The organism is Streptomyces sp. NRRL F-5135 (genome assembly GCF_000719775.1).
GTDB classification, from domain to species: domain Bacteria; phylum Actinomycetota; class Actinomycetes; order Streptomycetales; family Streptomycetaceae; genus Streptomyces; species Streptomyces hebeiensis.
Window position 1 is genome coordinate 66,350 of the sequence record NZ_JOHR01000014.1, and the last position, 26,544, is coordinate 92,893.

Genomic DNA, 26,544 nt, shown 5'->3' on the forward strand with positions numbered 1-26,544 from the left:
ATGAGTAACCTCCTGGTCTTCGGCGGCAGCGGCCGCACCGGCGCCCACGTGCTGGAGTACGCGACCCAGCGCGGCCACCGCGTCCGCGCCCTTGTCCGCAACCCCGACAAGGTGCGGGCACCGGCCGGCGTCGAGCTGATCCAGGGCACCCCTGCGAACATCGACGCCATCCGCCGGGCCGCCGAAGGCACCGAGGCGGTGATCAGCGCGCTGGCCAACGCCCGCGCCTCCGACAACCCGTGGGCCAAGCCGGTCAGCCCGCCGATGTTCATGACCGACGCCGCCCGCCACACTCTCACCGTCATGGGCGAGCAGGGCATCCGCCGCATCGTGCTGACGTCTACGCAGGGCGCGGGCGACGACTGGGCCCGGCTCAACCCGCTGGTCAAGGCGTTCATCAAGCTGTCGAACATCAAGGCAGGCTTCGAGGACCACACCGGCGTCGACCAGGTCGTCCGCGCCTCGTCCGGCATCGACTGGACCCTGGCCCGTGCCGTCGCCCTGACCGACAAGCCCGCCGGTGGCCCCGTGCGGGCCGCCGAGGCCGGCACCGAAAAGCCCGGCGAGACGGATATGCCCACAGGTCGTCCGGTGCAGCCCGCTGCCGTTGGCGGTGGAGGAGAACTGGGCGGGATCCTGGTAGCGCTGCCACAGGCGGTCGGCACCGTCAAAAACGAGATCGAACATGGGCCGTGCCTGCTGGCAGTCGGTGCAGCCACCACAAGGCGGTTCGGGCTCCGGATTCGTTTTGTTCCAGGGGTGGTCGGGGTCGTCCCAGGGGTCCACCTGATCCGTCATGTCCGTCTCCGTTTCGTTGGTCATGCCGTTCTACCCAACGACTGAGGCACCTTCTTGTAGGGCAGCGTTCCTGCCTTCTCGGCGCGGGCTCGGCGCAGGGCGGCGGTCTCGGTCGCCGCGGCCGGGCCAAGGTGGAGGTCGGCGCGTGTCTCGTAGCGGATGCGCAGGCGTTTGAACTGGTGGAGCCAGGCGAAGGTCCGTTCCACGACCCAGCGGGTCTTGCCTTGCGGACCCTGGCACAGCAGCCTGGCCTGAGCGACGCCGAGGCGGACAGCGCGTCCGTACTCGCTTTCGGTGTGCTGGACACCGCTGGCGATGGCGTGGCCGGTGGCGACCAGGGCGATCTTGCCGAGCAGACCGGCCGCGGTGAGGTCGATGCGGGCGGTGGCTCCGGCGCGGGCGGCGTGCCGGCGCAGCAGCGCTGCCGAGCCGTCGTTGTCCTCGACCCAGATCCGGTCGGCGGGCGTCCGCATGTACAGCGGGCCGCGACCGGCCTGCGGATGGCCCTCGGGCAGGGCGACGACCATGTCGTCCAGCCCGAGGAAGCGGCGTTCGAGCCGTGGGTCCTCGGGCAGTCCTCGACGAGGTCCACGACTCGCTACGAACGGACACGACCGTCCTGAACACCAGCACCATCGCCCCGGCCGAGGCAACAAGGCCGGTCCGGCGAATCGGCCGGTCCTACATCCACGCGCCGGTGCTCGGCTCCGTGCCGGCTGTCGCCGTCGGCGCCCTGCGGATTCTCGCCGCCGCTGACCAGGACGCGCTCGATCGAGCCCGATCTGTTCCGGAAGCACTGGGCACGGTGCTGCGCGTCGATGACGCCGCCACCGCCGCCGCGCTCAAGCTGATCGCCAACAACAGCCTCGCCGGGGCCGTCCGCGCGCTGCGGGACTCACTGCGGCAAGCCGACGCCCTGGGCCTGCCCCGCGACCTGGTGCTCGACGTCCTCGAACTCGGTGGGCTCGGCGGGCGGTGTGGCACCGGCCGGCCCGTCGGGCCACCGACCGGCCGCCCGGCCCGCCCGGTCGTTCCTGTCGAAGGACGACTGCTGCCGCCCCGGCTGTGCCGTCCGGCCCGGTGTCACACCGTCCCGCTGGCCGAAACGACGATCTTCTTCGAGGTCTTGCCCGACGAGCTGCCGAGCTTCTCGACCGCCTTGACGACGTCTGTGCCCTCCACGACCTCGCCGAACACGACGTGGGCCCCGTCCAGCCAGGAGGTGACGACGGTGGTGATGAAGAACTGCGAGCCGTTGGTGTTCTTCCCCGCGTTGGCCATGCTGAGCAGGAAGGGCCTGTCGTGCTTCAGCTGGAAGTTCTCGTCCGCGAACCTCTCACCGTAAATGCTCTTGCCGCCGGTGCCGTTGCCCTTGGTGAAGTCGCCGCCTTGGAGCATGAAGCCGGGGATGACCCGGTGGAAGGGCGACCTCGCATAGCCGAAACCGTGCTCCCCCGTGGCCAGCTCCCGGAAATTCTTCGCCGTCTTGGGCACCACGTCGTCGAACAGCTTGAACACGATCCGCCCGAGGGGCTGGCCGTCGGCCGTCACATCGAAATACACATTGCTCGCCATGGCCACATGATCCTCCCTGCCCTCCGGAAAACGACTACTTTCGGCCACCTCGCACACGCCCTCACGCGGCTCGCCGAGGAGTCACCCCCTCAGTAACTGTCCGGTCCGACACAGATGTCGGGCTCGCGGAGTTCGTACCGTTTGCCGGGCAGACGGAGGCCGTTGATGTCCAGGACGCAGTCCTGGTCGAGGTCCACCTCGACGCCCGCGGGTTCGAGCGCTTGGCGTATGCGGTCCTGGAAGGGCTCGCTGAGGAAGTGATGATGCAGGTCCAGCTTCTTGAGGTGGGTCAGCGGCCTGCCGTCGAGGAGCGTGGCCGCGCCGTCGTCACTCAGGACGCCCATGGACAGGTCGAGCACGTCGAGCCGGGCGACCACCGGGGCGGACGCCGCGGCGGCGGCGACCTCGTCCTGGATCTCGCTGTTGCGCAGGGCCAGGCGCCGCAGCCGGGGCAACCGGGCACCGGACAGAATCGGCTCCGGATCGGCCACCTCGCAGTCCCCACCGTCGTCCGAGCGGCCCAGCCACAGTTCGAGGTGGACCAGGGCGGGCAGTTCGCTCGCCCCCCACGCCGCGCACGACGTGGGCCGACAGACCACTGCTCTCCACGACCAGCCTGCGCAGCGAGTCGTGACGCAGTGCGGGAAACCTCAGCCCGAGGACGACATCGCGCGCCTCGCCGTCTCCTCCCCACTCGATGGCGTCCACGTCATCTCCCGCGCGCACCGCGGAACCGGCCGAAGGTGTCCTCCCACACCTCTCGGCACGACCACCTCTCGTGGCCGATCCGCCAGGCCACGGCGTCGGGCTCGGGCAGCCTCGCCGTCTCGCCGGGCGGGGAAAGGTGAAGGCGGGGAGACCGTACAGCTCCTGAAGGTGGTCGCCCTGGGTTTTCATCCGGGCTGCTCCTGGCGTACGACGTGCCAACGGGCGCTGTGCGCACAGCAGTTCTACCAGGGGCGAACGGGAGAACTCGCGGACGGGGCGCTCAAGGCGCTTGAGTTTCCAGTGGCTGGAGGGTCCAGGATCTCGCCCATGGACGACGAACGCCCCGACCTGCTCACCATCGGCCGGCTCGCGCACCGCACCGGACTTCCGGTGCGTACCCTGCGCTTCTGGTCGGACGAGGGAGCGGTACCGCCCGTGGCCCGCTCCGCGAGCGGCTACCGGCTGTACGACGCCGGGTCCGTGGCCCGCGTCGAGCTGGTCCGCACCCTGCGGGAGCTGGGCCTCGGGCTCGACGACGTGTGCCGGGTCCTGAGCGGCCGGGCCACGGTCGCCGAGGTCGCCGACGCGCACGTGGCCGCGCTCGACGCGCGGATCCGCTCGCTCAAAGTGAGCCGGGCCGTCCTGTCCACCGTGGCGAAACGTGGTTCCACCGCTGAGGAGACAGCACTGATGAACCGGTTGGCGCGGCTTTCCGCCGCCGAACGTGAGCAGATCATCGACGAGTTCAAGAAGGAGGTGTTCGGCGGTCTCGGCGTCGATTCGCACCTGCGTGACCGCATGCGTACGTTCAGCGTCGAACTGCCCGATGATCCCGCACCTGAGCAGGTCGACGCCTGGATCGAACTGGCCGAACTGGTGCGGGACCCCGGCTTCCGCACCCGATTGCGCACGTGGCTGGAGCTCAACACGCCCGTACCGGGGCAGGCCCGTCCGCCCGGGGCGTCCATCTGGTGGGCCAGGCAGGTCGTGCTGACCGTCGCGGAGGCCAGAGAACGCGGATTCGCTCCCGAGGGGCCGGAGGCGGCCGAGGTGCTGTCCGAACTGTTCGGCGACGCCGACCGGGCCGCCGTGCTGCGCAGTCTGGAGGCCGGCATCGAGGCAGGGGCGGAGCGCTACCGCAGGCTCGTCGCCCGCGTGCGCGGGCAGAACTCATGGCCCGACGCGACCGAGGAGCTGACGTGGCTGGCGCGGGCCCTTCGCGCCGGGGGTCAGGCCTGACCAGCCGGGCCGGGCCCCGGTCGTTCACGGCCGCGAGGCGCTGATCCGGCGTTCCGCGGCCAGGACAGCCGCCTGGGGCCGACCTCCCCGGCGAGCGGAGCCGAGTACCGGCCCGGCCGCTGCCCGCTTCGGGTTCCGGGGCCTCGTCCGCGACCCGGCGCTCTTCCGGCAGGCCCCGCCCCATCACCGCGCGGCCGCCCAGGACCAGGTCGGGCCCGGGCGAAGGCCCCGGCCCACGGCCGGCCGCCGGCGTCAGCCGGTCCCGCCGACGGTGGTACGTCCACGAACGCGGCGCTGACGGAACGGACGGCCCGGACGACAGCTTCCACCGCCGCCCCGCCGCCCATGGACGGAGCGGGCGGCGGTCCCGGAGTCAGGCCGGGGAGCGGCAGGGCGCCGAGGCGGGGGCCGCCCGGCCGACGGGGCCGCGTACGCGCAGCACGCCTCCCGCGCCCACGGCGCCCACGATGATCAGTCCGCCGATCACCAGGGCCCCGCGGGCCCCCGCCACCTCCAGCAGCAGACCGAGCAACGGTGGCCCCACCAACCCCCAGAGCGTGCCGGCGCTGCGCCACACTCCCAGGACCCTGCCTCGCAGAGCCGCCGGTGGATCGGTCTGCAGCACCGTGTTCCCCGCCGTGTCGGAGACCGATTCCACCACCGCCATCGGCAGCACCAGGGCGAGCAGCACGGCCAGTGTCGGGGACAGCCCCGCGAAGACCTGGAGCAGCGCGCCCGTGGCCGCCAGGGCGGCGACGAGCGTGACCGAGGGAGCGCGCAGCCGCGCGGCGAGGACCGCGCCGAGCATGCCGCCGACGGCGAGTACGGAGGAGACGGTGCCGAAGGCGGCGGCACCCGCGCCCAGCGGCCCCGTGACGAGCACCGCCAGGGTCAGCCCGTAGTTCCGGCCGAAGACGGCGCTCAGTCCGGTGACCGCGGTCAGGGCCACCAGTCGCGGCCGGCTCAGGAAGAACCTCAGCCCGTCCCGCGTGCGGGGACCGATCGACACTTCCGGGGCGCTCACGGGCCCGGCCGACGGGTCCGACGGCGCGTGCGCCCGGCCGGAGGGGCCGGGGGACGTCGCGCGGGCGGGCCGGAGAAAGGGGATGACCGCGGCGACGAACAGGAAGGACAGCCCGTTGGCCGCGTAGGCCGCCTGCGTGCCGAGAAAGCCGACGGCCAGACCGGCCAGGGCCGTGCCGCCCAGCCGCCCCACACTGTGCACCAGGGAGCCGACCGCGATGGCGGAGGGTACGTCCTCGGCGGGCACCAGGTCGTTTCCGAGCAGGGCGCAGGCGGGGCCGTCCACCGTGGCGATCAGGCCGGTGACCGCGGCCAGGACCATCAGCGACCCGTAGTTGATCTGGTCGAACGCCACGAGCGCGGCGGTCGTGAAGGCGACGAGGCCGAGGACCGCCTGGCTGACCGCGGCGGTGGCCTTGCGGGGCCAGCGGTCGACGGCCGCGCCGCCCGCCGCCCCCAGCAGCAGACCGGGCGCCGCCTGTACGGCCAGTGACAGGCCGGTGGCCGTCGCGGAGCCGGTGACCTGGAGGACCAGCAGGTTCTGCACGGTGAGCTGCATCCACGTGCCCGCGTTGGAGACGAGGTTGGCGGCCGACCACCAGCGCATGCCGCGGTGGCGCAACGAGCGCCACGGCGCGCGGTCCTCCCCGCCCGCCGGCCGACGGCGGGCGACGAGGGAGCGAACCGCGGCCGTCGGACGGCGGCCGGGTGGTACGGCCTTCTCCGCCGGAGAGGCCGGGAGAGGGGCGGGGGCGGGCCCGGAGGCGGGCCCGGGTCCGGACGGGGACGCGGGTGGGGATACGGGCGCGGGTGAAGGCACGGCGGCGGAGACTTCGTGAAGAGCCCGGCAGGCTCGGGGAAGCGGATCGGCGGGACGTCGGGCACGGCGGTGTGCCCGGCGCCGCACCACCGACAGGGGCGACTGCCGGCCGGGGCGGTCCGTGCGGGACGGGGCCCGCCCGGGCGCGACGGTGTCACATCGTCACAGACCCGGCCGAGGGCGAGAGATCCCTGCCGCCGAGGGCCACGCCGTACCGGGGTCGGCGGGTCTCACATTCCTTGCCCTTCTTGGGAGTTCGGTCCCCGAGTGTCCTTGCTCACAGGAGACGGTCCCCGGCGACGGCCGCCGGAAGTGGCCCCGGAAGGTGCTCATCGTGGACGGCCCGGTCCGGGCACAGGGACCGCGGAGGATCAGGGCGCGCCCCTCGGGCCGACGCGGTGAACGGCGGGCCTCGCCGGAGAATTATTGTTCTGGGGTGGTGATGACCGAAGGGGACATGGAGGCGGGGACCGCGTTGCTGCTCGCGGCGGCCCCGGCGGGCAAAGGCTGTCTCATCGACGCGGCGTCGGCGCTGCCGCCGCTCGCGGCCGTGGCCCCGAGCGCGCTGACGGGGACGGCCGCCGCCACGGTGATCGAACTCGCCGATCCGGCGGCCCCGCAGACCGTCCTGACGCGCATACGCGCCGCGGCGGCGACGAATGGGCCGCTGTCCCTCTACATCACGGGGCAACTGCACCTGGACCACAAGCAGCGCCTGATGCACCTCGCGCTGGCCCGTACGACGCCGAAAACGCTGCGTTACACGGGGCTGCCCTGGCACTGGCTGACCAGCGAGCTGAAGCTGCGCCGGCCGGGCACCACCACCGTGGTCGTCGACCTGGTGGCCGACGCGGACGCCTGGCAGCTGCTCGGCGTCGAAGGGCTCGCCGTGGGGTACGGCACGCGCCTCTACGGGCGCGTGCAGCCACCGCCGCGTCGTACGGTCGCCGCTCCCGCCTATGTGACGGCATGGGCGGCGATATGGCGCAGCGGGGCGCGACCGTCCCTCGCTCACCTGCACGAGCAGGCCGCCGCGCGCGCGGCGGTGGAGGGCGCGGTGTTCCTGGCGGTCGATGCCTCGCCGCCCGCGGTGGTGCCGGGGTACGGCGCCGGGGCCGGGCACGGCGCCCCGCCCGGGTTCCATGAGCCGGCACCGGCGCCGTATCCGGGCACCGCGACGCACACCGGCGAGAGCGTGCCCGCCGCGGAGGCGGCGGCGTTCCGGGCCGAGGACCACGAGATCGAGTCACCCGTGCCCGTGCCCCCGGCCCCTGTGTCCGGGGCACCCCGGTCCGGGGCGTCCCGAACCGTAACGCCCCGGACCGGAACGCCCCAGGACGGCGCACCCGTAGCCGGCGCCCGCACGACCGAGGCGCCCGCGGACGAACAGCCTGGGCACGAGCCGCGTCCGTACGAACAGCCTCCCCACGAGCCACCTGCGCACGAACCAGGCCCGGACGACCCGCATCCGGCGATCCTGGCCGCCGCCCGGGCCGGCCGGTACACCGAGGCCGCGTCGATCGTGGCCCTGTGGGAGAGCGAGGCGATCCGCCTGCACGGCCCCGGCTCGGCGGAAGCGGTCCACTGGCTGGAGGTGCGCGCGGACCTCGCCCGCCTCGCCCGGGACCCGGCCCGCAGCTGTGCGTGGTGGATGGCCGCCGCCGAGGCCCGGCTCGCGGCCGGTCAGCGCCCGGAGGACGACGACGTCGTCGCCGCCGTCGACCGCGCCCACCACCAGTGGGAGCAGCTGCGCGAGCCGGCGGCGGCCGGCTCGCTGGCTCCGGCGCTCACCGAGCTGCGCCGCCAGGTGCCGGGGCACAGGGAAGGCGCTCTGCTCGCGGTCCAGCGGCGGGCCGCGAGCCTCCGCGGCGACACCGCCTGACGCCGGGCGTCCGGAACGTACCGGACCGTACGGGTCCGGTGCGTGCTGCTGCCGACAGCCGGCGCCTCGCCGCTCGACCCGAGGTTTGGGGAGAGGACCGGGGAAAGGTCCGGGGAGGGGGCGCCACGGGCACGTTCCCCGGGCCCGCGGTCATCGGGGGGGATCCGTCGGCTCGGTTCACCACCGCACGGGTACCGCCGTCAGCCCGCCGACGAGGAGACCTTCGACGCGCGGCAGTTCCTCGACGGGCACGGCCAGGCGGAGGCCCGGCAGTTTGCGGAGCATGACCTCGAGGACGACCTGGAGTTCGGTGCGGGCCAGCGCCTGTCCCAGGCAGGAGTGCGGCCCCGCGCCGAAGGTCAGATGCGGGTTCGGGGTCCGGGTGAGCACCATGTCGTCCGGGTCGTCGAAGGCCCGCTCGTCACGGTTGGCGGACGGCATGCCGCACACGACGGTGGTGCCGCTCGGCAACACCTCGCCCGCGACCTCGACGTCCTCGGTGAGGTAGCGCCGCAGGCCGAAGCCGAGGTTGGCGTCGAGGCGCAGGGCCTCCTCGACCGCGCCGCGCACCAGGGACGGATCCTCCAGCAGGCGCTCCCACCGCCCGCGGTCGGCGAGCAGCATGGCGGTCATCTTGCCGATCATGTTCGCGGTGGTCTCGTGACCGGCCACCAGCAGGCCCATGGCGGTGGTCAGCAGCTCCGCGTCGGACATGCCCGCGCCGTCCGTCCCGGTCTCCTTGATCAGCATGCTGATCAGGTCCTCGCCCGGTTCGGCGCGCGTGGCGGCGATGTGCGCGGACATGTACGCGGTGAACTCGGCCTGGGACGCCGCGCTCTGCTCGCCCGAGAGACGGGTGACGTTGAGGAAGGCGTCGGACCAGTGCGAGAAGCGGTCCCGGTCCTCCGCGGGGACTCCGAGGATGTCGCAGATGACGTAGACGGGCAGCGGAAAGCCGAGCGCCGCCTTGAGGTCGCCCGGCTGTCCCTGGGCGACCATGTCGTCGATGAGGGCTTCCGCCGTCCGCGTCATGGCGGGACGCAGCTGGGCCATCCGTTTGGCGGTGAAGTACTTGCTCACCCGGCGGCGCCACCGCTGGTGCGGTTCGCCGGTCTGGGGGATGGCCAGTGAGCTGTCACCGTCGGCGGCGGGACCGCCCGCGCCCTCGGGGGCGATCCGGGCGGCGCCCTCGTCGGCCGCGGTCGGGCGGGCGAACCGGGGGTCGGACAGGATGGCCCTGACGTCGTCGTAGCGGGACAGGAACTTCGCCCTGTCCCCGCTGGGGAGTTCGACGTCCGCGACCGGACACCGCCGGCGCAGCCCCTCCCATTCGGCGGGCGGCTCCAGCGGGGTGGGGCCGGGCATCGGCAGTCGCAGGATCTGGTCGTTGTCAGCCATCTGGCATCTCCTCGCGCGGTGAGTCGGCGCTGCTCGCTCCCGGCTCGCACGGGCCGGAATGTCACGCCGCGCACGCTACCGGCGCTGTGCATCATGCATCAAGGGTGCATGATGCACTCTCGCCGGATGGCGCATTCCTGGCCTTAGGGTGGGGCGACATCGGCGTGCTGAGACGGAGGAGAGCGGCGTGGATGCCCGAGCGGCGGCGCGACACATCGAGCAGGAGTTGCTGATCCTGGTGCGACACAGGGAGCAGACGGCGCTCCGCGGCACGCGCGGCGGCAACCTTCTGGACCGCAGCGCGTACGTGCTGCTCGGCAGGCTCGAAGCTCAGGGCCCGATGTCCATTCCGGACCTCGTCGAGGCCTTCGGGCTCGCCCCATCCACCTTCACCCGGCAGACGTCGGCCCTCCTCCGGAAGGGACTGGTGGAGCGCATGCTCGACCCGGAGGGCGGGGTGGCCCGCAAGTACCGCGTCACCGAGGAGGGCAGCAGGCGCCTCGCCGAACAGCGCGAGCACATCGTCTCCGGCGTGGCCGATGTCGTCGCGGACTGGTCTCCGGAGCGGCTGCGGCGCTTCATCGAGGACCTCCAGCAGTTCAACACGGACATCGAACGCCTCACCGGTCACCCCTGGCCCCGGCCGTAGGGGCCCCCCGGTCCGCCCTTCGGCGGACGCTCACCCGGTGAGCGCGGGGATGATCCGCGCTCCGTAGGCGTCGATCGTCGCCTCCTTCGCGTCGTGCATGTCGTAGAGCGCGAACTGGTCGACGCCCAGCGCCCGCAGCGCCGTCAGCTTCTCGATGTGTGCCTCGGCGGGCCCCAGCAGGCAGAACCGGTCCACGATCTCGTCGGGCACGAAGTCCGCGGACGGATTGCCCGCCCGGCCGTGGTGGCCGTAGTCGTAGCCCGCGCGCCGCTCGATGTAGTCCGTGAGCGCGTCCGGCACCAGAGGGGACCGTGCCCCGTACCGCGCCACGAGGTCGGCCACGTGGTTGCCGACCATCCCGCCGAACCACCGGCACTGCTCCCGCGCGTGCGCGAGGTCGTCGCCGACGTAGGCGGGCGCGGCGACACAGATGGTGACGGAGCCGGGGTCGCGCCCGGCGTCCGAGGCGGCCGTGCGGACCGCCCGGACCATCCACTCGGTGAGGAACGGGTCCGCGAGCTGGAGGATGAAGCCGTCGGCCTTCTCCCCCGCCAGGGCCAGCGCCCTGGGTCCGTACGCGGCCATCCACACCGGCAGCCTCCCCTCCCGCACCCAGGGCAGCCGGACCGCCCGGCCGTCGACGACCGCCTCGCGCCCCTCGGCCAGGTCGCGGATGGCGTCCATGGCCTCGCCCAGCCGCGCCAGTGTGTTGGGACTGCGGCCCATCACCCGCATCGCGGAGTCGCCGCGCCCGATGCCGCACACCGTGCGGTTGCCGTACATGTCGTTGAGCGTGGCGAAGGTGGACGCGGTCACCTCCCAGGTCCTGGTGGACGGGTTGGTGACCATGGGGCCCACGATCAGGTCGGTGGTGTGTTCCAGGACGCGGCTGTAGATGACGAACGGCTCCTGCCAGAGCACGGCCGAGTCGAAGGTCCAGCCGTAGCGGAAGCCGTTGCGCTCCGCGCGCCGCATGAGGTCCACGACCGCCGAGGCGGGCGGGTCCGTCTGGAGAACGAGTCCGAAGTCCATGGTCCGGTCTCTCCCGTTCGCTCAGGTCAGGTACTGGCAGGTGGCCCGGGGGGTGAACCGGCCGTGTCCCGCGCTGCCGGTGAACTCCCGCCGGTCGATGACGAGTTCGCCCCGGGAGAGCACCGTCTCCACCTGCCCGGTGATCTTCTTGCCCTCGTACGCCGAGTAGTCGACGGCCATGTGGTGGGTCGCGGCGGAGAGGGTCTGCCCGGCGTCCGGGTCGTAGACGACGACATCGGCGTCCGCGCCCGGGGCGATGGTGCCCTTGCGCGGGTAGAGGCCGAACATCCGGGCGGGGGCGGCGCAGGCGATGTCGATCCAGCGACGGCGGGTCAGCTTCCCCTCCACCACGGCCTGGTGGAGCAGGTCCATCCTGTTCTCCACCCCCGGCAGTCCGTTGGGGATCTTGGAGAAGTCGCTCCGGCCCAGTTCCTTCTGCCCGGCGAAGCAGAACGGGCAGTGGTCCGTGGAGACGACCTGGAGGTCGTCGGTGCGCAGCCCGCGCCAGAGCGCCGCCTGGTGCTCCTTGGGGCGCAACGGGGTGGAGCACACGTACTTGGCGCCCTCGAAGTCCGGTTCCGCGAGGTTGTCGGTGGACAGGAAGAGGTACTGCGGGCACGTCTCGCCGAACACGGGCAGACCCTTGTCGCGGGCGGCGGCCAGTTCGGCGACCGCCTCCTCGGCCGAGACGTGCACGACGTACAGCGGCGCGTCCGCCACCCGTGCGAGCTGGATCGCCCGGTGGGTCGCCTCGGCCTCCAGCAGCACCTTCCGCACCTCGCCGTGGTGGCGCGGGTCGGTACGGCCGGCGGCCAGGGCCTGTTCGACCAGGACGTCGATCGCGATGCCGTTCTCGGCGTGCATCATGATCAGCCCGCCGTTGCCGGAGGCCCGCTGCATGGCGCGCAGGATGCGGCCGTCGTCGCTGTAGAAGACGCCCGGGTACGCCATGAACAGCTTGAACGAGGTGATGCCCTCCTGGACCAGGAGGTCCATCTCCTTGAGCGAACTCTCATTGACGTCCGCCATGATCATGTGGAAGGCGTAGTCGATCGCGCAGACGCCGTCGGCCTTGGCGTACCAGGCGTCCAGCCCCTCGCGCAGCGCCTGCCCCGGGGCCTGGACGGCGAAGTCCACGATGGTGGTCGTACCGCCCCAGGCGGCGGCGCGGGTGCCCGACTCGAAGGTGTCGGCGGCGAAGGTGCCGCCGAACGGCATCTCCATGTGCGTATGGGCGTCGACACCGCCCGGGAGGACGTACTTGCCGCGTGCGTCGATCGTGCGGTCGGCGGTCCAGCCCTCCGCGGCGCCGGAACCGTGCGCGGCGAGGGCCGCGATACGGCCGTCCTCGATGAGCACGTCGGCGTGGGTCTCCTCCGCGGCGGTGATGACGAGTCCGCCACGGATCAGGGTGCGGGTACTGCTCATGGTGGTGGCGCTCCCTTTCGTACGGTCGGCCGGACCGGGCCGGGCGGGACCGGAGCGGACCGGGGAGGGGCCGGGCCGGGCGGACGCCACGACCCGGCCCGGGATCAGGCCGTGTGATCCGGCGCGGTGGTCAGGCGCAGTGCAGGGCCCGTTCGAGGATGGACGCGCCCTCTTCCGCCTCGGCGACGGTGAGCGACAGCGGCGGGGCGATCCGCAGCACGCTGGTGTTGTGGCCGCCGCCCTTGCCGAGCAGCAGCCCGCCCCCGCGCGCCGCCTCCAGCACGGCCGAGACGGCCTCCGGAGCCGCTTCGCCGGAGCCGGGCCTGACCAGCTCGATCCCGATCATCAGCCCCCGGCCGCGCACTTCCCGTACCGCGGCCGCCCCCGCGCCGATGGCGCGCAGCCGCTCGATCAGCAGTCCGCCGACCCGGCGGGCGTTGCCCTGGAGGTCGTGCTCCAGCAGGTACGAAAGGTTGGCGAGGCCGGCCGCCATGGTGACCGGGCTGCCGCCGAAGGTCGAGATGGAGTTGGCGTCCAGGCAGTTCATGACCTCCGCGCGGGCGACGACCCCGCCGATCGACATGCCGTTGCCGATGCCCTTGGCGAAGGTGAGCAGGTCGGGCGGGCCGTTGCGGTCGTGCGCCTGCCAGCCCCAGAAGTGGTCGCCGGTGCGCCCCCAGCCGGTCTGCACCTCGTCGCTGATCCACAGGACGCCGTGCCGGGCGAGGACCTCACGGAAGGCCGCGTACAGCCCGTCCGGCGGGGCGGTGAAGCCGCCGACGCCCTGGACCGGCTCGGCGATCAGCGCGGCGGGCGGACGGACGTGCCCGAGCAGGTCCTCCAGGTCGGCGACGCACGCCTCGGTGAAACGTTCGTCGGTGAGCCCCGCGTACGGGCCCCGGTGCCGGACGCCGCCGTGCACGTACAGCGTCTGGAGCGGGGACAGCGCGGTGGGCGACCAGCCGCGGTTGCCGGTGACGGAGACGGTGGAGAAGGACCGGCCGTGGTAGCTGTTGCGCATCGCGAGGATCTGGTTCGAGCCGCGGTACGCGGTGGCCAGCAGCAGCGCGGTGTCGTTCGCCTCGGTGCCCGAGGTGGTGAAGAAGACCCGCGCGTCCGGGATGCCGGAGAGGGCGGCGATCCGCTCGGCGAGTTCGACCATGGGGCGGTTGAGGTAGAGCGTGGAGGAGTGGATGACGCGGGCGGCCTGCTCGCTCACGGCCTTGGTGACCTCGGGGAGGGCGTGGGCGGTCATCGTGGTGAGGATGCCGCCGAAGAAGTCGAGGTAACGGTTGCCCTCGGCGTCCCACACGTGGCGCCCCTCGCCGTGGGTGATCTCGATGGGGCGGTCGTAGTAGAGCGCCAGCCAGTCGGGGAGGACCGCGCGGTGGCGGCTGTGCAGACCGGCGCCCGCGGCTCCGGCCCCGCCCGCGCCCCCGGCCCCGCCCGCGCCCCCGGCCCCGCCCGCGGCTCCGGCCGCGCCCGCCGCCCCGGTCCCGCCCGCTGCTCCTGGCGCGTCGGCGGCTCCTGGCGTCTTGGCGGCTCCCGTCGCGGCGGAGGCTCCCGTCGCGTCGGCGGCCACGGCACCGGGCTCCGACCCGGCGGAGACGGGCCGCGTCATGGCCGTACCAGCCCTTCGTACGCGTCGGGGCGGCGGTCCCGGTAGAAGGCCCACTGCCGGCGGACCTCGTCGATCAGCTCGAAGTCCAGGTCCCGGACGACGAGTTCCTCCTCCTTGTCGCTGGCGACATCGCCGACGAACTGACCGCGCGGGTCCACGAAGTAGCTCGTTCCGTAGAAGTCGTTGTCGCCGTACTCCTCCTGGCCTACGCGGTTGATCGCCGCGATGAAGTACTCGTTCGCGACGGCCGCCGCCGGCTGTTCCAGCTGCCAGAGGTGACCCGAGAGGCCGCGGGAGGTGGCCGAGGGGTTGTAGACCAGCTGCGCGCCGTTGAGTCCGAGCTGCCGCCAGCCCTCGGGGAAGTGGCGGTCGTAGCAGATGTAGACGCCGATCCGGCCGACGGCCGTGTCATGGACGGGCCAGCCGAGGTTGCCGGGCTTGAAGTAGTACTTCTCCCAGAATCCCTTGAGCTGGGGGATGTGGTGCTTGCGGTACTTGCCGAGGTAGGTGCCGTCGGCGTCGATCACCGCCGCGGTGTTGTAGTAGAAGCCCGGCCCCTCGATCTCGAAGACGGGGACGACCATCACCATCCCGGTCTCCCGGGCGAGCGCCCGCATCCTGGTCACCGTCGGGCCGTCCGGCACGGGCTCCGCCCACCGGTAGTGCTCCGGATCCTGCACCTGGCAGAAATAGGGGGCGTTGAACACCTCCTGGAAACCGATGACCCGCGCGCCCTGCCGGGCCGCCGCACGGGCGTGCTCCTCATGTTTGGCGATCATGGATTCGGTGTCGCCGGTCCAGGCCGCCTGGACGAGTGCGGCGCGTACGACTCTGGCCATGGGCTGCTCCTTCGGCGGGTACGTCGATGAGCGCTACGCACGTAGAGCCCGTGCGTAGGAGGAGAACGTAAGCCCCGCCACAGACAGGGGCAAGACCATCGTCGGCAACCCGCAGAGTCGATCACGTTTCACACCCGAGCGGTCGACATCGGGCGAAACGCCCGCGATCAGGGGGCATACGGCGCAGGGGCCGCGCTCGGACCTCGGACGTTCCGGCGTCGTTCGGCCGGCGCCGGAACGGTGTCGGAACGGCCGGCCGCGGGCCCGGCTCAGGCGGGGGCGATGCCCGCCATGCGCAGGGCATGCACGAGATCGCGTTCCCGGGACACGGAGACGGCCCGCGCCGCGTCGATCAGCTGGGGCACCAGGGTGCGCGGGTCGAGCGCGGCGACGAGCGCCGCGTCCTTCGGTGTGCGCGCCTGTACGAAGGCGGTGAGCAGCGCCCGTGCCTCCCGCGCCCGGCCCGCCTCCCCCAGGGCCAGCGCCGCTCCGGCGATCTCCTCGGCGGGCCGGGACACTCCCTGGCGCAGCAGGTGCCGGCAGTCGGCGTCCCGGCCGGCTCCGGCGAGCGCGCCCGCCGCGGCGGCGAGTTGGACGGGTGGCAACGAGGCGGCTTCCCACAACACCTCGGACCAGTCCGCGTCGAGCCCGGCCCGGTGCAGTTCGGCCGCGAGCGGCGGCAGTTGTCCCGCCGGCCGGCCGGCGGCCTCGCACAGGACGATGTGCGCCTCCCCGGTGCGGCCGTCGGCGCGCAGCCGGACCAGGGTGGCGACCGTCTCGGCGGCGGCCCGCAGGTCCTCGGGCGCGTGCGGGTGGGCCTGGGCCCGGTCGCGCGGCACCCGCTCCGCGGGCGTGCCGGCCGACCCGCCGAAGCGTGCCCCACGGGGCGCGGCGGGGGCGACGGGGAGCGGCACGGGCGGGGCCTCGTCGATGCCCGGCTCCGCCGTGTCGTCGAGGTCGAGTCCGGCGAACCGGGCGCCGCGCGGCCGCCGCCGGGCCGCCGCGTCCCGCTTGTTCCTCCGGGACGCGGTGGTGTCGACGGTCTGTTCGCCGGAGCCGCCCGGCGTGACGGGGGCACGGGCCCCGGTGCCGTCGGTCCGGCCCGGCGTCGCCAACGCCGCCCACCTCTCCCGAAGTTCCGCGCAGCGTGCGGCGGCGCGGGCGTGGTCGTCACGGACCCAGGCGAGGTCACCGGCGAGCTGTTCGGCCCGGGGCGAGCCCTCGGGGGCCGCGCGCATCAGCCGTATCAGCTCCTCGGCGCGGCCCGCCGCGCGCGCCCGCTCGCCGGTCATCAACCGCAGCCGCTCGGAAAGCGATTCGGCGCCCCCGGGCCGCCGGTCGTGCGCGGCGGCGGAGGCGGTGTGCAGCGCCCGCGCCCGCACGGACTCGCGCGCGTGCGCCCGGGCGTCACCCCCGGCCGTGAGGTCGTGGAGCAACGACTCCACGACGTCCCAGGGCGGGACGTCGGCCCCGTCGAGGCAGGCGCGCAGGCCGTCGGGGTCGCGCCGGACGAAGACCCCGTACCAGCCGCCGCCCGGGTCGAGCCGGGCCGTCAGCTCTCTCAGATACCGCGCGAACACCACTGTTTCCGCCGGGAGTTGCCGTCCCTCCATCGCCGCTCCCACCGTGTGAGCCGTCCCGGGTCCGTAAGGATTCGACCTCAGTCGTGTTACGGGGCGGCTACGCGCGGTTTTCGGCGATGCTGCGGCGACCTCACCGCCGGAGCCGGACGGCGCCGTTCCGCCGAGGCGGGACGCCGCCCCGGCGCAAGGACGACCAGGGCCTCAGAAGGAGACGGCGATGCCCGTGTGCGGACGACCGCCGCGCCGGACGATCCTGGCCGGCACGTCGACCAGCCAGAACTGCCAGCCGTACTTGCGGGAGATGAGCCCCCGCACCTTCTCCGTGCCCGGCGCGTCCAGCAGCCGTGCCGTGCCCTCCACGGTCTCGGTGCCCGGCTTGACGCGTCCGCGCACATCGCACACGCTCACGGTGACCCGGGGGTTGGCGCGGATCCGCCGCACCTTCCAGGAGTCGGTGTTCGTCCAGACGAACAGCTCCCCTCCCGCGACCGCGTGCCAGACGGGGGTGGCGACCCCCGTGCCGTCCTTGCGGTAGGTGGTGAGGCTGACGTAGCGGCTGCGGCCGATTTCCTCGAGGTTGGTCGTCACGGAGGGGAGACTACGCGGCCCACCCGCGCGGACACCAGGACAGGCGCCCGGACGGGTTCGGCGGGCCGGCCCGGCCGCCGGGCCCGGCCGGCCCCGGCCGACTCCCGGACGAGCACGCGAACGAGCACCGGGACACGTCCCCGGACGGATCCGAGGGGCGCGCGGGCGGGACGGCGACCGCCCCGCCCGTACCGACGGACCCTACTGTCCGCCTCCCGCGGGGTGGACCACCATCGCCGAGCCTCCTCCCCTGCGGACCTTCTCGGCCGCCGCCAGCCAGCGGCCGTCCGGCAGGCGTTGCACACCCGTCGCCGCGCCGATCTCCGGGTTCTGGGTGAACGTGTGCCCCAGCGCCTCGAGCTTGCCGCGCAGCGGGCTGTTCCACAGGCCGGGTTCCAGCTCCGTCGCCGCCGTGTTGCGCTGGCTCGCCCGGGGCGCCGCGATCGCGTCGACCAGCGGCAGGCCCCGGTCGAGCCGGCCCGTCAGGGTCTGGAGCACGGTGGTGATGATCGTCGCGCCGCCCGGCGAGCCGACCGCCAGGACCGGCCGGTCGTGCCGGTCGAGCACGATCGTCGGCGAGATGGACGAGCGGGGCCGCTTGCCGGGGCCCGGCAGGTTCGGGTCGTGCACCGCCGGGTTCGCCGGGGCGAAGGAGAAGTCCGTCAGCTCGTTGTTGAGCAGGAAGCCCCGTCCCGGCACGGTGATCGCGCTGCCGCCCGTCGACTCTATGGTCAGCGTGTACGCGACGACGTTGCCCCACTTGTCGGCGGCCGTCAGATGCGTGGTGTTCTCGCCCTCGTACGTGGTCGGCGCCGCCGTTCCGCCCGTCGCGCACGGCGTCGGGTCGTTCGGATCGCCCGGTGCGAGCGGGCTCTTGAGCACCGCGTCGTCCTTGATCAGGCAGCCGCGCGCGTCGGCGAAGCGCTGTGAGAGCAGCCCCTTCACGGGGACGTCCTCGAACGCCGGGTCACCGACCCAGCGGCCCCGGTCGGCGAAGGCGATCCGGCTGGCCTCGATGAAGCGGTGCAGGTACTGCGCCTGGGTCGCCCGCGAGAGGTCCGTGCGCTCCAGGATGTTGAGCGCCTCGCCCACACTCGTGCCGCCCGACGACGACGGCGCCATGCCGTAGACGTCGAGGCCGCGGTACGACACCTTCGTCGGCGCCAGCCGCTTCGTCCGGTACGTGGCGAGGTCCCGCTCGGTCAGGTCCCCGGACCGTACGGTCCGCTGCGCGGCCGGGTCGACGGGAGGCGTCCGCACCGTGCGGACGATGTCCCGCGCCAGCCCGCCCCGGTACAGCGCGCCGGCGCCCTTCCGGCTCAGCTCCCCGTAGGTGCGCGCCAGGTCGGGGTTCTTGAACACCGAGCCCACGACGGGCAGCTCGCCACCGGGCAGGAACAGCTTCGCCGTGTCCGGGAAGTCCGCGAACCGCGCCTGGTTGGACTCGGTCTGCGAGCGGAACGTGGCGTCGACGGTGAACCCGTCCTTCGCCAGCCGCTCCGCCGGTTTCAGCAGCTGTCCCAGCGACCGGCTCCCCCAGGCCGCCCGCGCCGTCTCCCAGGTGGCGACCGTGCCGGGGGTACCGACGCCCCGGCCGCTGGTCATCGCCTCGGCGAACGGTATCGGCCGGCCGTTCTCCAGGAAGAGCGAGCTGTCCGCCGACGCGGGCGCGGTCTCGCGGCCGTCGATCGTGTGCACCGTACGGGACTTGGCGTCGTAGTAGACGAAGTAGCCGCCTCCGCCGATGCCCGCGGAGTACGGCTCGGTGACCCCGAGCGCGGCGGCGGTGGCCACGGCCGCGTCCACCGCGTTGCCGCCGCGCCTGAGCACCTCGATGCCCGCGGCCGAGGCGTCGGCGTCGACGCTCGCCACCGCTCCCCCGTAGCCCGCCGCCACCGGTGTCTTCTCCGGCGTCCGGTCGGGCTGCCGGGCCGAGGGTGGCGCGGCGGCGCCCACCGAGACCATGGCCGCGGTGACGAGCACCGCCGAAACCTTCCGCGCAGCCGAGCGACGCATAGGGACCTCCTGTCGGACCCGTCGGAAAACCGTTCCGCGCAAGATAACCATGTCTCACGACCGGGCTGCAGTGAGACCCGTGTTCGGCCGGACGGTGCGGACACGGCGCGGCACGCCGTACGGTCGCACGGCTCGCACCTCGTACGGTCGCGGCGCCCGCACCTCGTACGGTCGAGGGGCCCCGTGCGGCGAAGCACTACTAGTGCCGCGACCGGCAAGGTTTGCCCGTCAAGGAGCGGCGTCCGGTGCGTGTGATCGCAAGGCGGCCGGAAGCCCTTGTAGCGGAGCTACCTGGGCTGCGGCGCAGGCTGCGCAGGAAGCAGGCGTTCTTCGGGCTGCCGGGCCACTCGGAATGTCTGCTCGTCGTCAACCGGGAGTCGGCCAGTGAGGGGGCGGTGCACCGCTACGACGTCTTCGCGCTGCTGGAGCTGGCCGCGCTGATCAAGGACTGCGGGGCGCACGCCGACATCGCGCGGCACGACACCGCGCGCCAAGGGTTCGGTGAGCGTACGGAGTTCTGTCTCGGCGGACCCTACTCCAACCGCCGTACGGCCGCCCATCTCGCTTCCCTGCTGCCCGGTGTCACGGTCGACACCACGACCGAGTCCGGTCCCGACCGCGGCTCCTTCCGGATCGGTTCCGAGGTCTACCGCGTGGACTCGGGTGTCGTCGAGTACGTGCTGCTGGCGCGGCTGACCGCCGGTGAGGGCGGGCGGCCGGTGTTCCTCTTCTGCGGCCAGCGCGCCATCACCAACCAGGCGGCCTCGCGCTACCTGGCCCGCCACCACGAGCGGCTGAGCCGCCGTTACGGGGACAACTCGTTCTGCCTGCTGCTGAAGGTGGTCAACTCGCACGCGTACGGCCCGGACGTGGTGGAGCTGGTCGCCGACGTGACCCGGGCGGCCCGGGAACCGGCCCCGGTGGCCGGTGCCGCCTGAGACGGGGCACGACCCGCCCGGCGCGCAGCTGACCTTCTCCCCGCCCGGCGGCGCTCCCGCCGTCACCGCGCGGGTACCGCCGTACGAGAAGTGATCTCCGGCTGCCGCGCCGGGGGGCCGCCGGCCCTGGTGCCAGGGACCGGACGGACTAACGCACGCCCGGCAACAGCGTCTCGGGAGACGCCGGGACGGCGCCCGCGGCCCTCGTCCGCGGGTTGCGCCGCTGCCGCCCGGCCAGCCAGTGGGCGAACCAGGAGAGCAGCATGCACATCCCGATGTAGATCGGTGAGATCACCATCACCACGGGGATGAACGGCAAATCGTAGTCGAGGTTCGAAGCGATGAGCTTTCCGGCATGGAGGAACTCCTCATAGGTGATCAGGAACCCGAGCGATGTGTCCTTCAGAGCGACCACCAGCTGGCTGATGATCGTGGGCAGCATGGCGCGTACCGCCTGCGGCACCAGCACGTACGTCATGACCTGCGTCTTGCGCATGCCGAGCGCGTACGCCGCCTCCCGCTGACCGCGCTCGACCGAGTTGACGCCGGTGCGGAACACCTCGGCGAGCACGGAGCCGTTGTAGAGCGTCAGCCCCGCCACCAGCGCGGGCAGGGGCTGCACCTTCAGCGCCACGAAGATGAAGAAGATCATCACGAGTACCGGCATGGCACGGAAGAACTCGACCACGAGCGTGGCGAGGACGCGCACCGCCCGGTGGTCGGACAGCCGGCCGCAGGCGAGGACCGCGCCGAGCGCGAGCGAGAGCACCGCCGCGTACGCGAACGCCTTGAGGGTGTTGCCGAGGCCGCGCAGCAGCAGGTCCTGGATGCCCACGTACGCGAAGGGGGCCCATTTGGTGGCGGTGAACTGGCCGGTGGCGAAGAGCAGGTACACCAGCCAGCCGAGCAGCGCGGCGAGCGCCGCCGCCGTCAGCAGGCCGTACGCGCGGTGGCGCCGGCGGGCCAGGGGCCCCGGGAGGTCGTACAGCGCCGTCCGCCGGTCCCCCCGGACCGCCGTACGGGTCCCGCCCGCGCGCCCCTTCCGGTTCGGGGGACTCGGAGGGGTCGGTGATCCCACGCTGCTCGACCGGCTCATCGGGCGGCTCCGTAACGCTTTTCCAGGACGTGGAAGAGGCCACTGATGGCCAGGGTGATGATCAGATAGCCGACGGCGATCCAGACGAAGGTCCAGACGATGCCGTAACCCATCTCGTTCAGCGGCTTGTACGTGCCGAGCAGCTCGGTGACGCTGAACGCGCCCGCGATGGCCGAGTTCTTGGCGAGGGCGATCAGGGTCGAGCCGATGGGCGGGATGACCGAGCGGAACGCCTGGGGCAGGACGATCCCGCCCAGCGTCTGCCCGAAGCTCATCCCCAGGCTGCGGGCCGCCTCGCCCTGCCCGACGGGCACGGTGTTGATGCCCGAGCGCAGCACCTCGCAGATGAACGCCGAGGTGTAGCAGCCGAGCGCGAGGACCGCGAACAGTTGGAAGGGCAGCACGAGGCCGAAGCGCGGCAGTCCGAGCACGACCGCGAAGAACAGCAGGGTCAGCGGGGTGTTGCGCAGCACGGTGACCCACACGGTGCCCAGCGCCCGCAGGGACCCGACGGGCGAGACCCGGCAGGCGGCCATCACGAAACCCAGGGCCAGCGCGAGCAGCGACGCGTAGACGGTGAGCTCCAGGGTGCCGAGGAAGCCCCTGGCGTAGAGGGAGAAGTTCTGGGTGAGTACGTCCATGGCGGCCCTCAGCTCGCCGGGTAGCGGTCGATGGGCGGGGGCGGGGTGGCGGGACGGCCGGAGAGCCCGAGGGTCGCGTCGTACGCCTTCTGCCAGTTGCCGTCGCGCTCGTTGGCGGCGAGCGCGTCGTCCAGCGCCAGGCGCAGGGCGTTGTCGTTCTTGGGCACGCCGATGCCGTACGGCTCCTTGGAGAAGGGGTTGCCGACCACCTTCAGTTCCTCCGGCACCTTGGCCGCGTAGCCCTGGAGGATGGTGTCGTCGGTGGTGACGGCGTCGACCTGGTAGGTGAGCAGGTTGTCCACGCAGGCCGAGTACGTGTCGTACCCGACGAGCTGGACGCGCGGGTAGTCGTGCTCGATCCGCTGGTACGGGGTGGAGCCGGCGGCCGAGCACACCCGCTTGTGGTCGAGGTCCCGCGGCCCGTGGATGTCGTGCTCGCCGGTGCGGACCAGGAGGGACTGGCCCGCCATGTAGTAGGGACCGGCGAAGCCGACGAGCTTCTTGCGGTTCGCGTTGATGGTGTAGGTGCCCACGTAGTAGTCGACCTGGCCGTTCTGCAGGGCGGTCTCCCGGTTGGCCGAGGCGATCGTCCGGAACTGGATGGTGCCGGGGTCGAAGCCGAGGGAGGCGGCGGTCATCCTGGCGATCTCGATGTCGAAGCCGGAGTACGTTCCGGTGGCGGGGTCCCTCTCCTCCATGTACGGCTGGTCCTCCTTGACGCCGATGACGAGGTGGCCGCGCCGCTCGGCCCTGTTCCAGGTGGGTGAGGCCGGCAGCCGGAAGCCGTGGTCGACCCGGTAGTGCGGCAGGGAGCCGGGTGCGGGGCCCTTCGCCGGCGGGCTGCCCGCCTTCCCGCAGCCGGCGGCGGCCAGGGCGAGACACGACACGAGCAGGGTGAGCAGGCGCCGGAGCGCGGGCCCGAGCGGGCGCGCCGGCCGGGGCAGGTGCGCGAGGCGGGGCAGGTGCGCGAGCCGGAGCAGGTGCGCGAGCCGGAGCGCCGTGGAGGCGCGTCGCGTACGCCGTCCCTTACCCGGCGTGCAGCGGGTCGTCATCAGCCGCACCCCTCAGTGCTTGAGGATCTTGGAGAGGAAGTCCCTGGCCCGTTCGCTCTCCGGGGCGGTGAAGAAGTCGTCCGGCGTGCGGTCCTCGACGATGCGGCCGTCCGCCATGAACACGACGCGGTTGGCGGCGGAGCGGGCGAATCCCATCTCGTGGGTGACGACGACCATGGTCATGCCCTCGCGGGCGAGCTGCCGCATGACCTCCAGCACCTCGTTGATCATCTCAGGGTCGAGGGCAGAGGTCGGCTCGTCGAACAGCATGACCTTGGGGTCCATCGCCAGCGCCCGGGCGATGGCCACGCGCTGCTGCTGACCGCCGGAGAGCTGGGCGGGCAGCTTGTCGGCCTGCGACGCGAGCCCGACGCGGTCGAGCAGGCGCAGGGAACGCCGGTCCGCGTCCTCCTTCTTGCGCCCGCGGACCTTGATCTGGGCGAGCGAGACGTTGGCCAGCACCGTCCGGTGCGCGAAGAGGTTGAAGGACTGAAAGACCATGCCCACCTCGGCGCGGAGCCGGGCGAGCCCCCGGCCCTCCTCGGGCAGCGGCCGGCCGTCGATCAGGATCCGGCCCGACTCGATCGTCTCCAGCCGGTTGACGGTGCGGCAGAGCGTCGACTTGCCCGAACCGGAGGGACCGATGACCACGACCACTTCCCCGCGGCTGACCGTGAGGTCGATGTCCTGGAGGACGTGCGACTGCCCGTAGTACTTGTTGACGCCCCGCAGTTCGATCAACGAATCGACGGCCATGCGCTGCCCCACCCACTCTCGGCTGTGTCGAGGTCAGCGCAAGCTATCCAGCGGCCCGGGGCACTTCGCGCCCGACACGCACCAGCGGGGATAAGCCGTATTTACTGCTCCTCTGCATGCCCCCACCGCACGGCCCCGCCTCAGCGCGAGGCGCCATCGGGGCGAGGCACACGTCGGCGGGCAAGGCACCCCTCGGCGCGAGGCCGCCTCCGCCTCGGGCCCGTGCCGTGCCTCATCGCTCCGCCGCCTCCCCGTACACCTGGGAGAGCTCGGGCGCGCCGGTGCCCGCCCACTCGACGCCCGCCTCGACCACCTCGATCTCCCGTCCGGAGGCCAGTCGCACCACCGGATGGCCGCTCGGCCAGACGTGCCAGGCGGCGCCCGGGACGGTACGGACGATCACCGTGCCGAGGTAGAGGCCCGCGTCGTTGCCCAGCCAGGGCAGTTCCTCGGGGTCGTCCCGCCAGCGCGGAGGCAGCTGGTCGAGCGCCGCCAGCGAGGCCGGGGAGTCGTCCAGGACGAGTCCGTCCTGCCCGGCCCTCGCCCGGAGCAGCTCGCACTCGGACAGCAGCGCGGCCACGCCGGCCGGCTCGCCGCCCGCCGATTCCGCACGCGGTGCTCCGGAGCCGGCCCCGTGCCGGTCGCGCCGGCCGCGGAAGAAGGAGATGTTCATGGCCGCCCTTTCGATGGTCGGCGTCCGAGTGGCGCCGGGTCACGCCTGGCGCCGTGTCCGGCGCTCCGCCGTAACCAGCCTGTCCCCGCTCGTGGCAGGGAAGACGCGCCCAACGAGGGACGCGTTCCCTCACCCGCGACTTTTCGCCCGATTGGTCATACTTTATAAGGAGTAGGGAGCGCTGTCCGAGACATCCTGAGCGAGCGGCGCGTGGACGTCTACGCGTTCTCGTCACGGGTAAACGGCGGAACAGCGCACTCCGCAGGGCCCCTGCCCGGACGTGGCCCTGCCGGCCTCGACCAAGGGGAATCTCATGAGCGACAACGACTTCTACACCCGGGACAGGCCGGAGCACGCGCGGCTCCCGGAGGACCGGCCCCGCGGCGGGACGGGCGGGCAGCCGGCGGCGCACCGGGGGACGTGGACGATCGTCCTGATCATCCTGGCCATCATCGTCGTGGCCGCGTTCGGGATCATGTTCTTCCCCTGAGCGACGCGGCGGCATGGCGGCACGGGCCCCCGCCCGTCGCCGCGGAGGCGTGTCAGCCCCGTGCGACGCGCGCCGGACGGGGACTCGGCCGCTCGCGCAAGAGCGTGCCAGATGTCCCGGACATCTCAGACGTCGAGATCCACGACCACCGGAGCATGGTCCGAGGCGCCCTTGCCCTTGCGTTCCTCGCGGTCCACATAGCTGTCCTTGACAGCCGCCTCGAAGGGCCCGTTCCCGTACACCAGGTCGATGCGCATGCCCTTGTTCTTGGGAAAGCCGAGCTCGCGGTAGTCCCAGTAGGTGTACGGATGGTCGTACTTGAGCGGCCGGGGCACCACGTCGGACAGGCCGCCCTCGCGCAGGGCGGCGAGTTCCGCCCGCTCGCCCGGGGTGACGTGTGTGGCTCCCTCGAAGCGGGAGAGGTCCCACACGTCCTCGTCCGTCGGCGCGACGTTGAAGTCCCCGAGGACGGCGAACGGCCGGGCGCCCGCGGAGTCCGCGGCGACGGCCGCGCGCAGCGCCTGGAGCCAGCGCAGCTTGTACGCGTAGTGACCATGACCGACCTCGCGGCCGTTGGGCACGTAGACCGACCAGAGGCGGACCGGTCCGCAGGTGGCGGAGACGGCCCGGGGCTCCTGAACGCCCTCGTAGTCCGGGCCGTCCGGCAGGCCCTTGACGACGTCCTCCAGGCCGACCCGGGACAGCAGCGCCACCCCGTTCCACCTGCCGGTCGCGTTGACCGCGCTCTCGTAGCCCAGCTCCCGGAGGCGGTCGACGGGGAACTGCTCCTCGGTGCACTTGGCCTCCTGGAGGCAGAGCACATCGGGGCCGCTGCTCTCCAGCCAGGCCAGCAGCCGGGGCAGCCGGGCGGTGATCGAATTGACGTTCCAGGTGGCGATGCGCATGAAAACAGCCTATCGGCGGGGTACGACAGTCACGGCACGGCCGTCACGCGGGGTCACGGTCCGCGGCGGTTCCTCACAGGTCCTCCCGGCTCCTCACAGGTCCTCACAGGTCGGCGGAACCGCCCGGGGCGAGCCGGTGGTGCTCCGCACCGCTCAGATTGCCGAGGTGGGTGTCGTAGACGGGCCGGGCGAGCTCCGTGAGCAAGGCGTCGTGGACGTCGTACGTGCGCACGGGCTTGACCTCGCGCACGTACTCGATCACCTCGGAGATCTTGCTCCAGGGCGCCTGGAGGGGCAGCAACAGGGTCTCCACCGGGTGGCCGGGAACGGTCAGCGCGTCGCCCGGGTGGAACAGCGAGCCGTCCACCAGGTAACCCACGTTGGTGACGCGCGGCAGGTCGGGGTGGATCACGGCGTGCAGTTGTCCGTACACCCGGACGTCGAAGCCGGCCGCCGAGAACGTGTCCCCCTCGCCGACCGTGTGGACCCGCCCGGGGTAGGCGGCGGAGACCCGCTCGGCGACGCTGCGCAGCGTCCACAGCTCGGCGCCCGGACGGGCGTCGAGACCGGCCCTGAGCCGGCCCTCGTCGAAGTGGTCCGGATGCTCGTGCGTGATGAGGATGGCGTCCGCGCCGTCCGTGGCGTCCTCCTCCGTGAAGGCGCCGGGGTCGATGACGAGCGTGCGCCCGTCCTTCTCGAGCCGGACACAGGCATGCGTCTTCTTGGTGAACCGCACCGCTGACCACCCTTTCGTTCCTGTGCGTCGTTCGCCGCGCGGGGCGTACGGGACGAGG

Annotated in this window: 23 protein-coding genes and 4 pseudogenes; 7 read left to right on the forward strand and 20 right to left on the reverse strand. The window is 72.7% G+C overall.

Annotated elements, in window-relative coordinates; all coding sequences use genetic code 11:
* Positions 1-843 carry an NAD(P)-dependent oxidoreductase gene (locus IG02_RS0124290; protein ID WP_234314892.1) on the forward strand — a complete coding sequence of 281 codons (843 nt, stop codon included), beginning with the start codon at positions 1-3 and terminating at the stop codon, positions 841-843.
* Here IG02_RS0124290 and IG02_RS43090 read toward each other — a convergent pair.
* Both IG02_RS43090 and IG02_RS39785 read right to left on the reverse strand, forming a co-directional pair.
* A pseudogene (locus tag IG02_RS43090) lies at positions 819-1,022 on the reverse strand (transposase); the annotation flags it as partial. The gene IG02_RS0124290 and the pseudogene IG02_RS43090 sit on opposite strands and share 25 nt — an antisense overlap.
* A gap of 87 nt (positions 1,023-1,109) precedes the next feature.
* Positions 1,110-1,376 (reverse strand): annotated as a pseudogene (locus IG02_RS39785) (LysR substrate-binding domain-containing protein); the annotation flags it as partial.
* On the opposite strand from IG02_RS39785, the pseudogene IG02_RS39790 reads away from it, so the two are divergent.
* Positions 1,373-1,792, forward strand: a pseudogene (locus tag IG02_RS39790) (NAD(P)-binding domain-containing protein); the annotation flags it as partial. The pseudogenes IG02_RS39785 and IG02_RS39790 overlap by 4 nt on opposite strands.
* A gap of 89 nt (positions 1,793-1,881) precedes the next feature.
* Here the strand turns inward: IG02_RS39790 and IG02_RS0124305 are convergent.
* Positions 1,882-2,373 (reverse strand): peptidylprolyl isomerase, encoded by a 492-nt coding sequence (locus tag IG02_RS0124305; protein WP_030751979.1) that lies wholly within the window; start codon positions 2,371-2,373, stop codon positions 1,882-1,884.
* An 89-nt stretch (positions 2,374-2,462) separates the two neighbouring features.
* Positions 2,463-3,270: pseudogene (locus IG02_RS36925) on the reverse strand (leucine-rich repeat domain-containing protein).
* Between the two features lie 138 nt (positions 3,271-3,408).
* Between IG02_RS36925 and IG02_RS0124315 the strand changes: the two are divergent.
* Complete coding sequence (locus IG02_RS0124315; protein ID WP_030751982.1) at positions 3,409-4,320, forward strand: MerR family transcriptional regulator; 912 nt, start codon at positions 3,409-3,411, stop codon at positions 4,318-4,320.
* Between the two features lie 373 nt (positions 4,321-4,693).
* Here IG02_RS0124315 and IG02_RS0124320 read toward each other — a convergent pair whose 3' ends face one another.
* Positions 4,694-5,950, reverse strand: coding sequence for an MFS transporter (locus IG02_RS0124320; protein ID WP_037804118.1), 1,257 nt, complete (start codon positions 5,948-5,950; stop codon positions 4,694-4,696).
* A gap of 655 nt (positions 5,951-6,605) precedes the next feature.
* On the opposite strand from IG02_RS0124320, the gene IG02_RS41755 reads away from it, so the two are divergent.
* Positions 6,606-8,045: a hypothetical protein gene (locus tag IG02_RS41755; RefSeq protein ID WP_030751989.1), complete on the forward strand. Its 1,440-nt coding sequence runs from the start codon at positions 6,606-6,608 to the stop codon at positions 8,043-8,045.
* A gap of 177 nt (positions 8,046-8,222) precedes the next feature.
* On the opposite strand, the gene IG02_RS0124330 is transcribed toward IG02_RS41755, so the two are convergent.
* Positions 8,223-9,443, reverse strand: a complete 1,221-nt coding sequence (locus IG02_RS0124330) for a cytochrome P450 (RefSeq protein ID WP_030751991.1) — start codon at positions 9,441-9,443, stop codon at positions 8,223-8,225.
* A 187-nt stretch (positions 9,444-9,630) separates the two neighbouring features.
* Here IG02_RS0124330 and IG02_RS0124335 point away from each other — a divergent pair, with 187 nt between their 5' ends.
* Entirely contained in the window at positions 9,631-10,092 is a 462-nt protein-coding gene (locus IG02_RS0124335) for a MarR family winged helix-turn-helix transcriptional regulator (RefSeq protein WP_030751993.1), read from the forward strand.
* 30 nt (positions 10,093-10,122) lie between these two features.
* On the opposite strand, the gene IG02_RS0124340 is transcribed toward IG02_RS0124335, so the two are convergent.
* The 7 genes from IG02_RS0124340 to ggt all read right to left on the reverse strand — a co-directional run bounded on the left by IG02_RS0124340 (position 10,123) and on the right by ggt (position 19,199).
* Positions 10,123-11,124 carry a TIGR03842 family LLM class F420-dependent oxidoreductase gene (locus tag IG02_RS0124340; protein WP_030751995.1) on the reverse strand — a complete coding sequence of 334 codons (1,002 nt, stop codon included), beginning with the start codon at positions 11,122-11,124 and terminating at the stop codon, positions 10,123-10,125.
* Positions 11,125-11,145: 21 nt separating this feature from the next.
* The gene (hydA, locus tag IG02_RS0124345) at positions 11,146-12,552 is read right to left on the reverse strand and encodes a dihydropyrimidinase (protein WP_030751997.1); all 1,407 of its coding nucleotides are present in this window, start codon (positions 12,550-12,552) and stop codon (positions 11,146-11,148) included.
* A gap of 130 nt (positions 12,553-12,682) precedes the next feature.
* Complete coding sequence (locus tag IG02_RS0124350; protein WP_234314893.1) at positions 12,683-14,173, reverse strand: aspartate aminotransferase family protein; 1,491 nt, start codon at positions 14,171-14,173, stop codon at positions 12,683-12,685.
* Complete coding sequence (locus IG02_RS0124355) at positions 14,170-15,012, reverse strand: nitrilase-related carbon-nitrogen hydrolase (RefSeq protein WP_030752001.1); 843 nt, start codon at positions 15,010-15,012, stop codon at positions 14,170-14,172. The genes IG02_RS0124350 and IG02_RS0124355 overlap by 4 nt, the downstream gene beginning before the upstream one ends.
* A gap of 269 nt (positions 15,013-15,281) precedes the next feature.
* Positions 15,282-16,625 (reverse strand): hypothetical protein, encoded by a 1,344-nt coding sequence (locus IG02_RS0124360; RefSeq protein ID WP_037804121.1) that lies wholly within the window; start codon positions 16,623-16,625, stop codon positions 15,282-15,284.
* 171 nt (positions 16,626-16,796) lie between these two features.
* Complete coding sequence (locus IG02_RS0124365) at positions 16,797-17,183, reverse strand: PPOX class F420-dependent oxidoreductase (RefSeq protein ID WP_030752006.1); 387 nt, start codon at positions 17,181-17,183, stop codon at positions 16,797-16,799.
* Positions 17,184-17,384: 201 nt separating this feature from the next.
* The gene (gene ggt / locus IG02_RS0124370; protein WP_030752009.1) at positions 17,385-19,199 is read right to left on the reverse strand and encodes a gamma-glutamyltransferase; all 1,815 of its coding nucleotides are present in this window, start codon (positions 19,197-19,199) and stop codon (positions 17,385-17,387) included.
* Between the two features lie 245 nt (positions 19,200-19,444).
* On the opposite strand from ggt, the gene IG02_RS0124375 reads away from it, so the two are divergent.
* The gene (locus tag IG02_RS0124375) at positions 19,445-20,137 is read left to right on the forward strand and encodes a hypothetical protein (protein ID WP_051765664.1); all 693 of its coding nucleotides are present in this window, start codon (positions 19,445-19,447) and stop codon (positions 20,135-20,137) included.
* A 148-nt stretch (positions 20,138-20,285) separates the two neighbouring features.
* Here the strand turns inward: IG02_RS0124375 and IG02_RS0124385 are convergent, their stop codons facing one another.
* The 5 genes from IG02_RS0124385 to IG02_RS0124405 all read right to left on the reverse strand — a co-directional run bounded on the left by IG02_RS0124385 (position 20,286) and on the right by IG02_RS0124405 (position 24,355).
* Complete coding sequence (locus IG02_RS0124385; RefSeq protein WP_078854776.1) at positions 20,286-21,233, reverse strand: amino acid ABC transporter permease; 948 nt, start codon at positions 21,231-21,233, stop codon at positions 20,286-20,288.
* Complete coding sequence (locus IG02_RS0124390) at positions 21,230-21,874, reverse strand: amino acid ABC transporter permease (protein WP_030752018.1); 645 nt, start codon at positions 21,872-21,874, stop codon at positions 21,230-21,232. The genes IG02_RS0124385 and IG02_RS0124390 overlap by 4 nt, the downstream gene beginning before the upstream one ends.
* 8 nt (positions 21,875-21,882) lie before the next feature.
* Complete coding sequence (locus IG02_RS0124395; protein ID WP_107055695.1) at positions 21,883-22,926, reverse strand: glutamate ABC transporter substrate-binding protein; 1,044 nt, start codon at positions 22,924-22,926, stop codon at positions 21,883-21,885.
* Positions 22,927-22,938: 12 nt separating this feature from the next.
* Positions 22,939-23,682 carry an amino acid ABC transporter ATP-binding protein gene (locus tag IG02_RS0124400; protein WP_030752024.1) on the reverse strand — a complete coding sequence of 248 codons (744 nt, stop codon included), beginning with the start codon at positions 23,680-23,682 and terminating at the stop codon, positions 22,939-22,941.
* A gap of 232 nt (positions 23,683-23,914) precedes the next feature.
* Complete coding sequence (locus IG02_RS0124405) at positions 23,915-24,355, reverse strand: DUF6278 family protein (RefSeq protein WP_030752027.1); 441 nt, start codon at positions 24,353-24,355, stop codon at positions 23,915-23,917.
* A 313-nt stretch (positions 24,356-24,668) separates the two neighbouring features.
* Here IG02_RS0124405 and IG02_RS42255 point away from each other — a divergent pair, with 313 nt between their 5' ends.
* The gene (locus IG02_RS42255) at positions 24,669-24,845 is read left to right on the forward strand and encodes a hypothetical protein (RefSeq protein ID WP_199814081.1); all 177 of its coding nucleotides are present in this window, start codon (positions 24,669-24,671) and stop codon (positions 24,843-24,845) included.
* 125 nt (positions 24,846-24,970) lie between these two features.
* Here IG02_RS42255 and IG02_RS0124415 read toward each other — a convergent pair whose 3' ends face one another.
* Entirely contained in the window at positions 24,971-25,750 is a 780-nt protein-coding gene (locus IG02_RS0124415) for an exodeoxyribonuclease III (RefSeq protein ID WP_030752029.1), read from the reverse strand.
* Positions 25,751-25,853: 103 nt separating this feature from the next.
* Positions 25,854-26,486: an MBL fold metallo-hydrolase gene (locus IG02_RS0124420; protein ID WP_030752032.1), complete on the reverse strand. Its 633-nt coding sequence runs from the start codon at positions 26,484-26,486 to the stop codon at positions 25,854-25,856.
* Positions 26,487-26,544: the final 58 nt, after the last annotated feature.

Bases quoted from the DNA above. Each gene is read 5' to 3' on its own strand.
- IG02_RS0124290 (WP_234314892.1), top strand. From the start codon at position 1: ATGAGTAACCTCCTGGTCTTCGGCGGCAGCGGCCGCACCGGCGCCCAC.
- IG02_RS0124305 (WP_030751979.1), bottom strand. From the start codon at position 2,373: ATGGCGAGCAATGTGTATTTCGATGTGACGGCCGACGGCCAGCCCCTC.
- IG02_RS0124315 (WP_030751982.1), top strand. From the start codon at position 3,409: ATGGACGACGAACGCCCCGACCTGCTCACCATCGGCCGGCTCGCGCAC.
- IG02_RS0124320 (WP_037804118.1), bottom strand. From the start codon at position 5,950: ATGCGCTGGTGGTCGGCCGCCAACCTCGTCTCCAACGCGGGCACGTGG.
- IG02_RS41755 (WP_030751989.1), top strand. From the start codon at position 6,606: ATGACCGAAGGGGACATGGAGGCGGGGACCGCGTTGCTGCTCGCGGCG.
- IG02_RS0124330 (WP_030751991.1), bottom strand. From the start codon at position 9,443: ATGGCTGACAACGACCAGATCCTGCGACTGCCGATGCCCGGCCCCACC.
- IG02_RS0124340 (WP_030751995.1), bottom strand. From the start codon at position 11,124: ATGGACTTCGGACTCGTTCTCCAGACGGACCCGCCCGCCTCGGCGGTC.
- hydA (WP_030751997.1), bottom strand. From the start codon at position 12,552: ATGAGCAGTACCCGCACCCTGATCCGTGGCGGACTCGTCATCACCGCC.
- IG02_RS0124350 (WP_234314893.1), bottom strand. From the start codon at position 14,173: ATGACGCGGCCCGTCTCCGCCGGGTCGGAGCCCGGTGCCGTGGCCGCC.
- IG02_RS0124355 (WP_030752001.1), bottom strand. From the start codon at position 15,012: ATGGCCAGAGTCGTACGCGCCGCACTCGTCCAGGCGGCCTGGACCGGC.
- IG02_RS0124360 (WP_037804121.1), bottom strand. From the start codon at position 16,625: ATGGAGGGACGGCAACTCCCGGCGGAAACAGTGGTGTTCGCGCGGTAT.
- ggt (WP_030752009.1), bottom strand. From the start codon at position 19,199: ATGCGTCGCTCGGCTGCGCGGAAGGTTTCGGCGGTGCTCGTCACCGCG.
- IG02_RS0124385 (WP_078854776.1), bottom strand. From the start codon at position 21,233: ATGAGCCGGTCGAGCAGCGTGGGATCACCGACCCCTCCGAGTCCCCCG.
- IG02_RS0124390 (WP_030752018.1), bottom strand. From the start codon at position 21,874: ATGGACGTACTCACCCAGAACTTCTCCCTCTACGCCAGGGGCTTCCTC.
- IG02_RS0124395 (WP_107055695.1), bottom strand. From the start codon at position 22,926: ATGACGACCCGCTGCACGCCGGGTAAGGGACGGCGTACGCGACGCGCC.
- IG02_RS0124400 (WP_030752024.1), bottom strand. From the start codon at position 23,682: ATGGCCGTCGATTCGTTGATCGAACTGCGGGGCGTCAACAAGTACTAC.
- IG02_RS0124405 (WP_030752027.1), bottom strand. From the start codon at position 24,355: ATGAACATCTCCTTCTTCCGCGGCCGGCGCGACCGGCACGGGGCCGGC.
- IG02_RS42255 (WP_199814081.1), top strand. From the start codon at position 24,669: ATGAGCGACAACGACTTCTACACCCGGGACAGGCCGGAGCACGCGCGG.
- IG02_RS0124415 (WP_030752029.1), bottom strand. From the start codon at position 25,750: ATGCGCATCGCCACCTGGAACGTCAATTCGATCACCGCCCGGCTGCCC.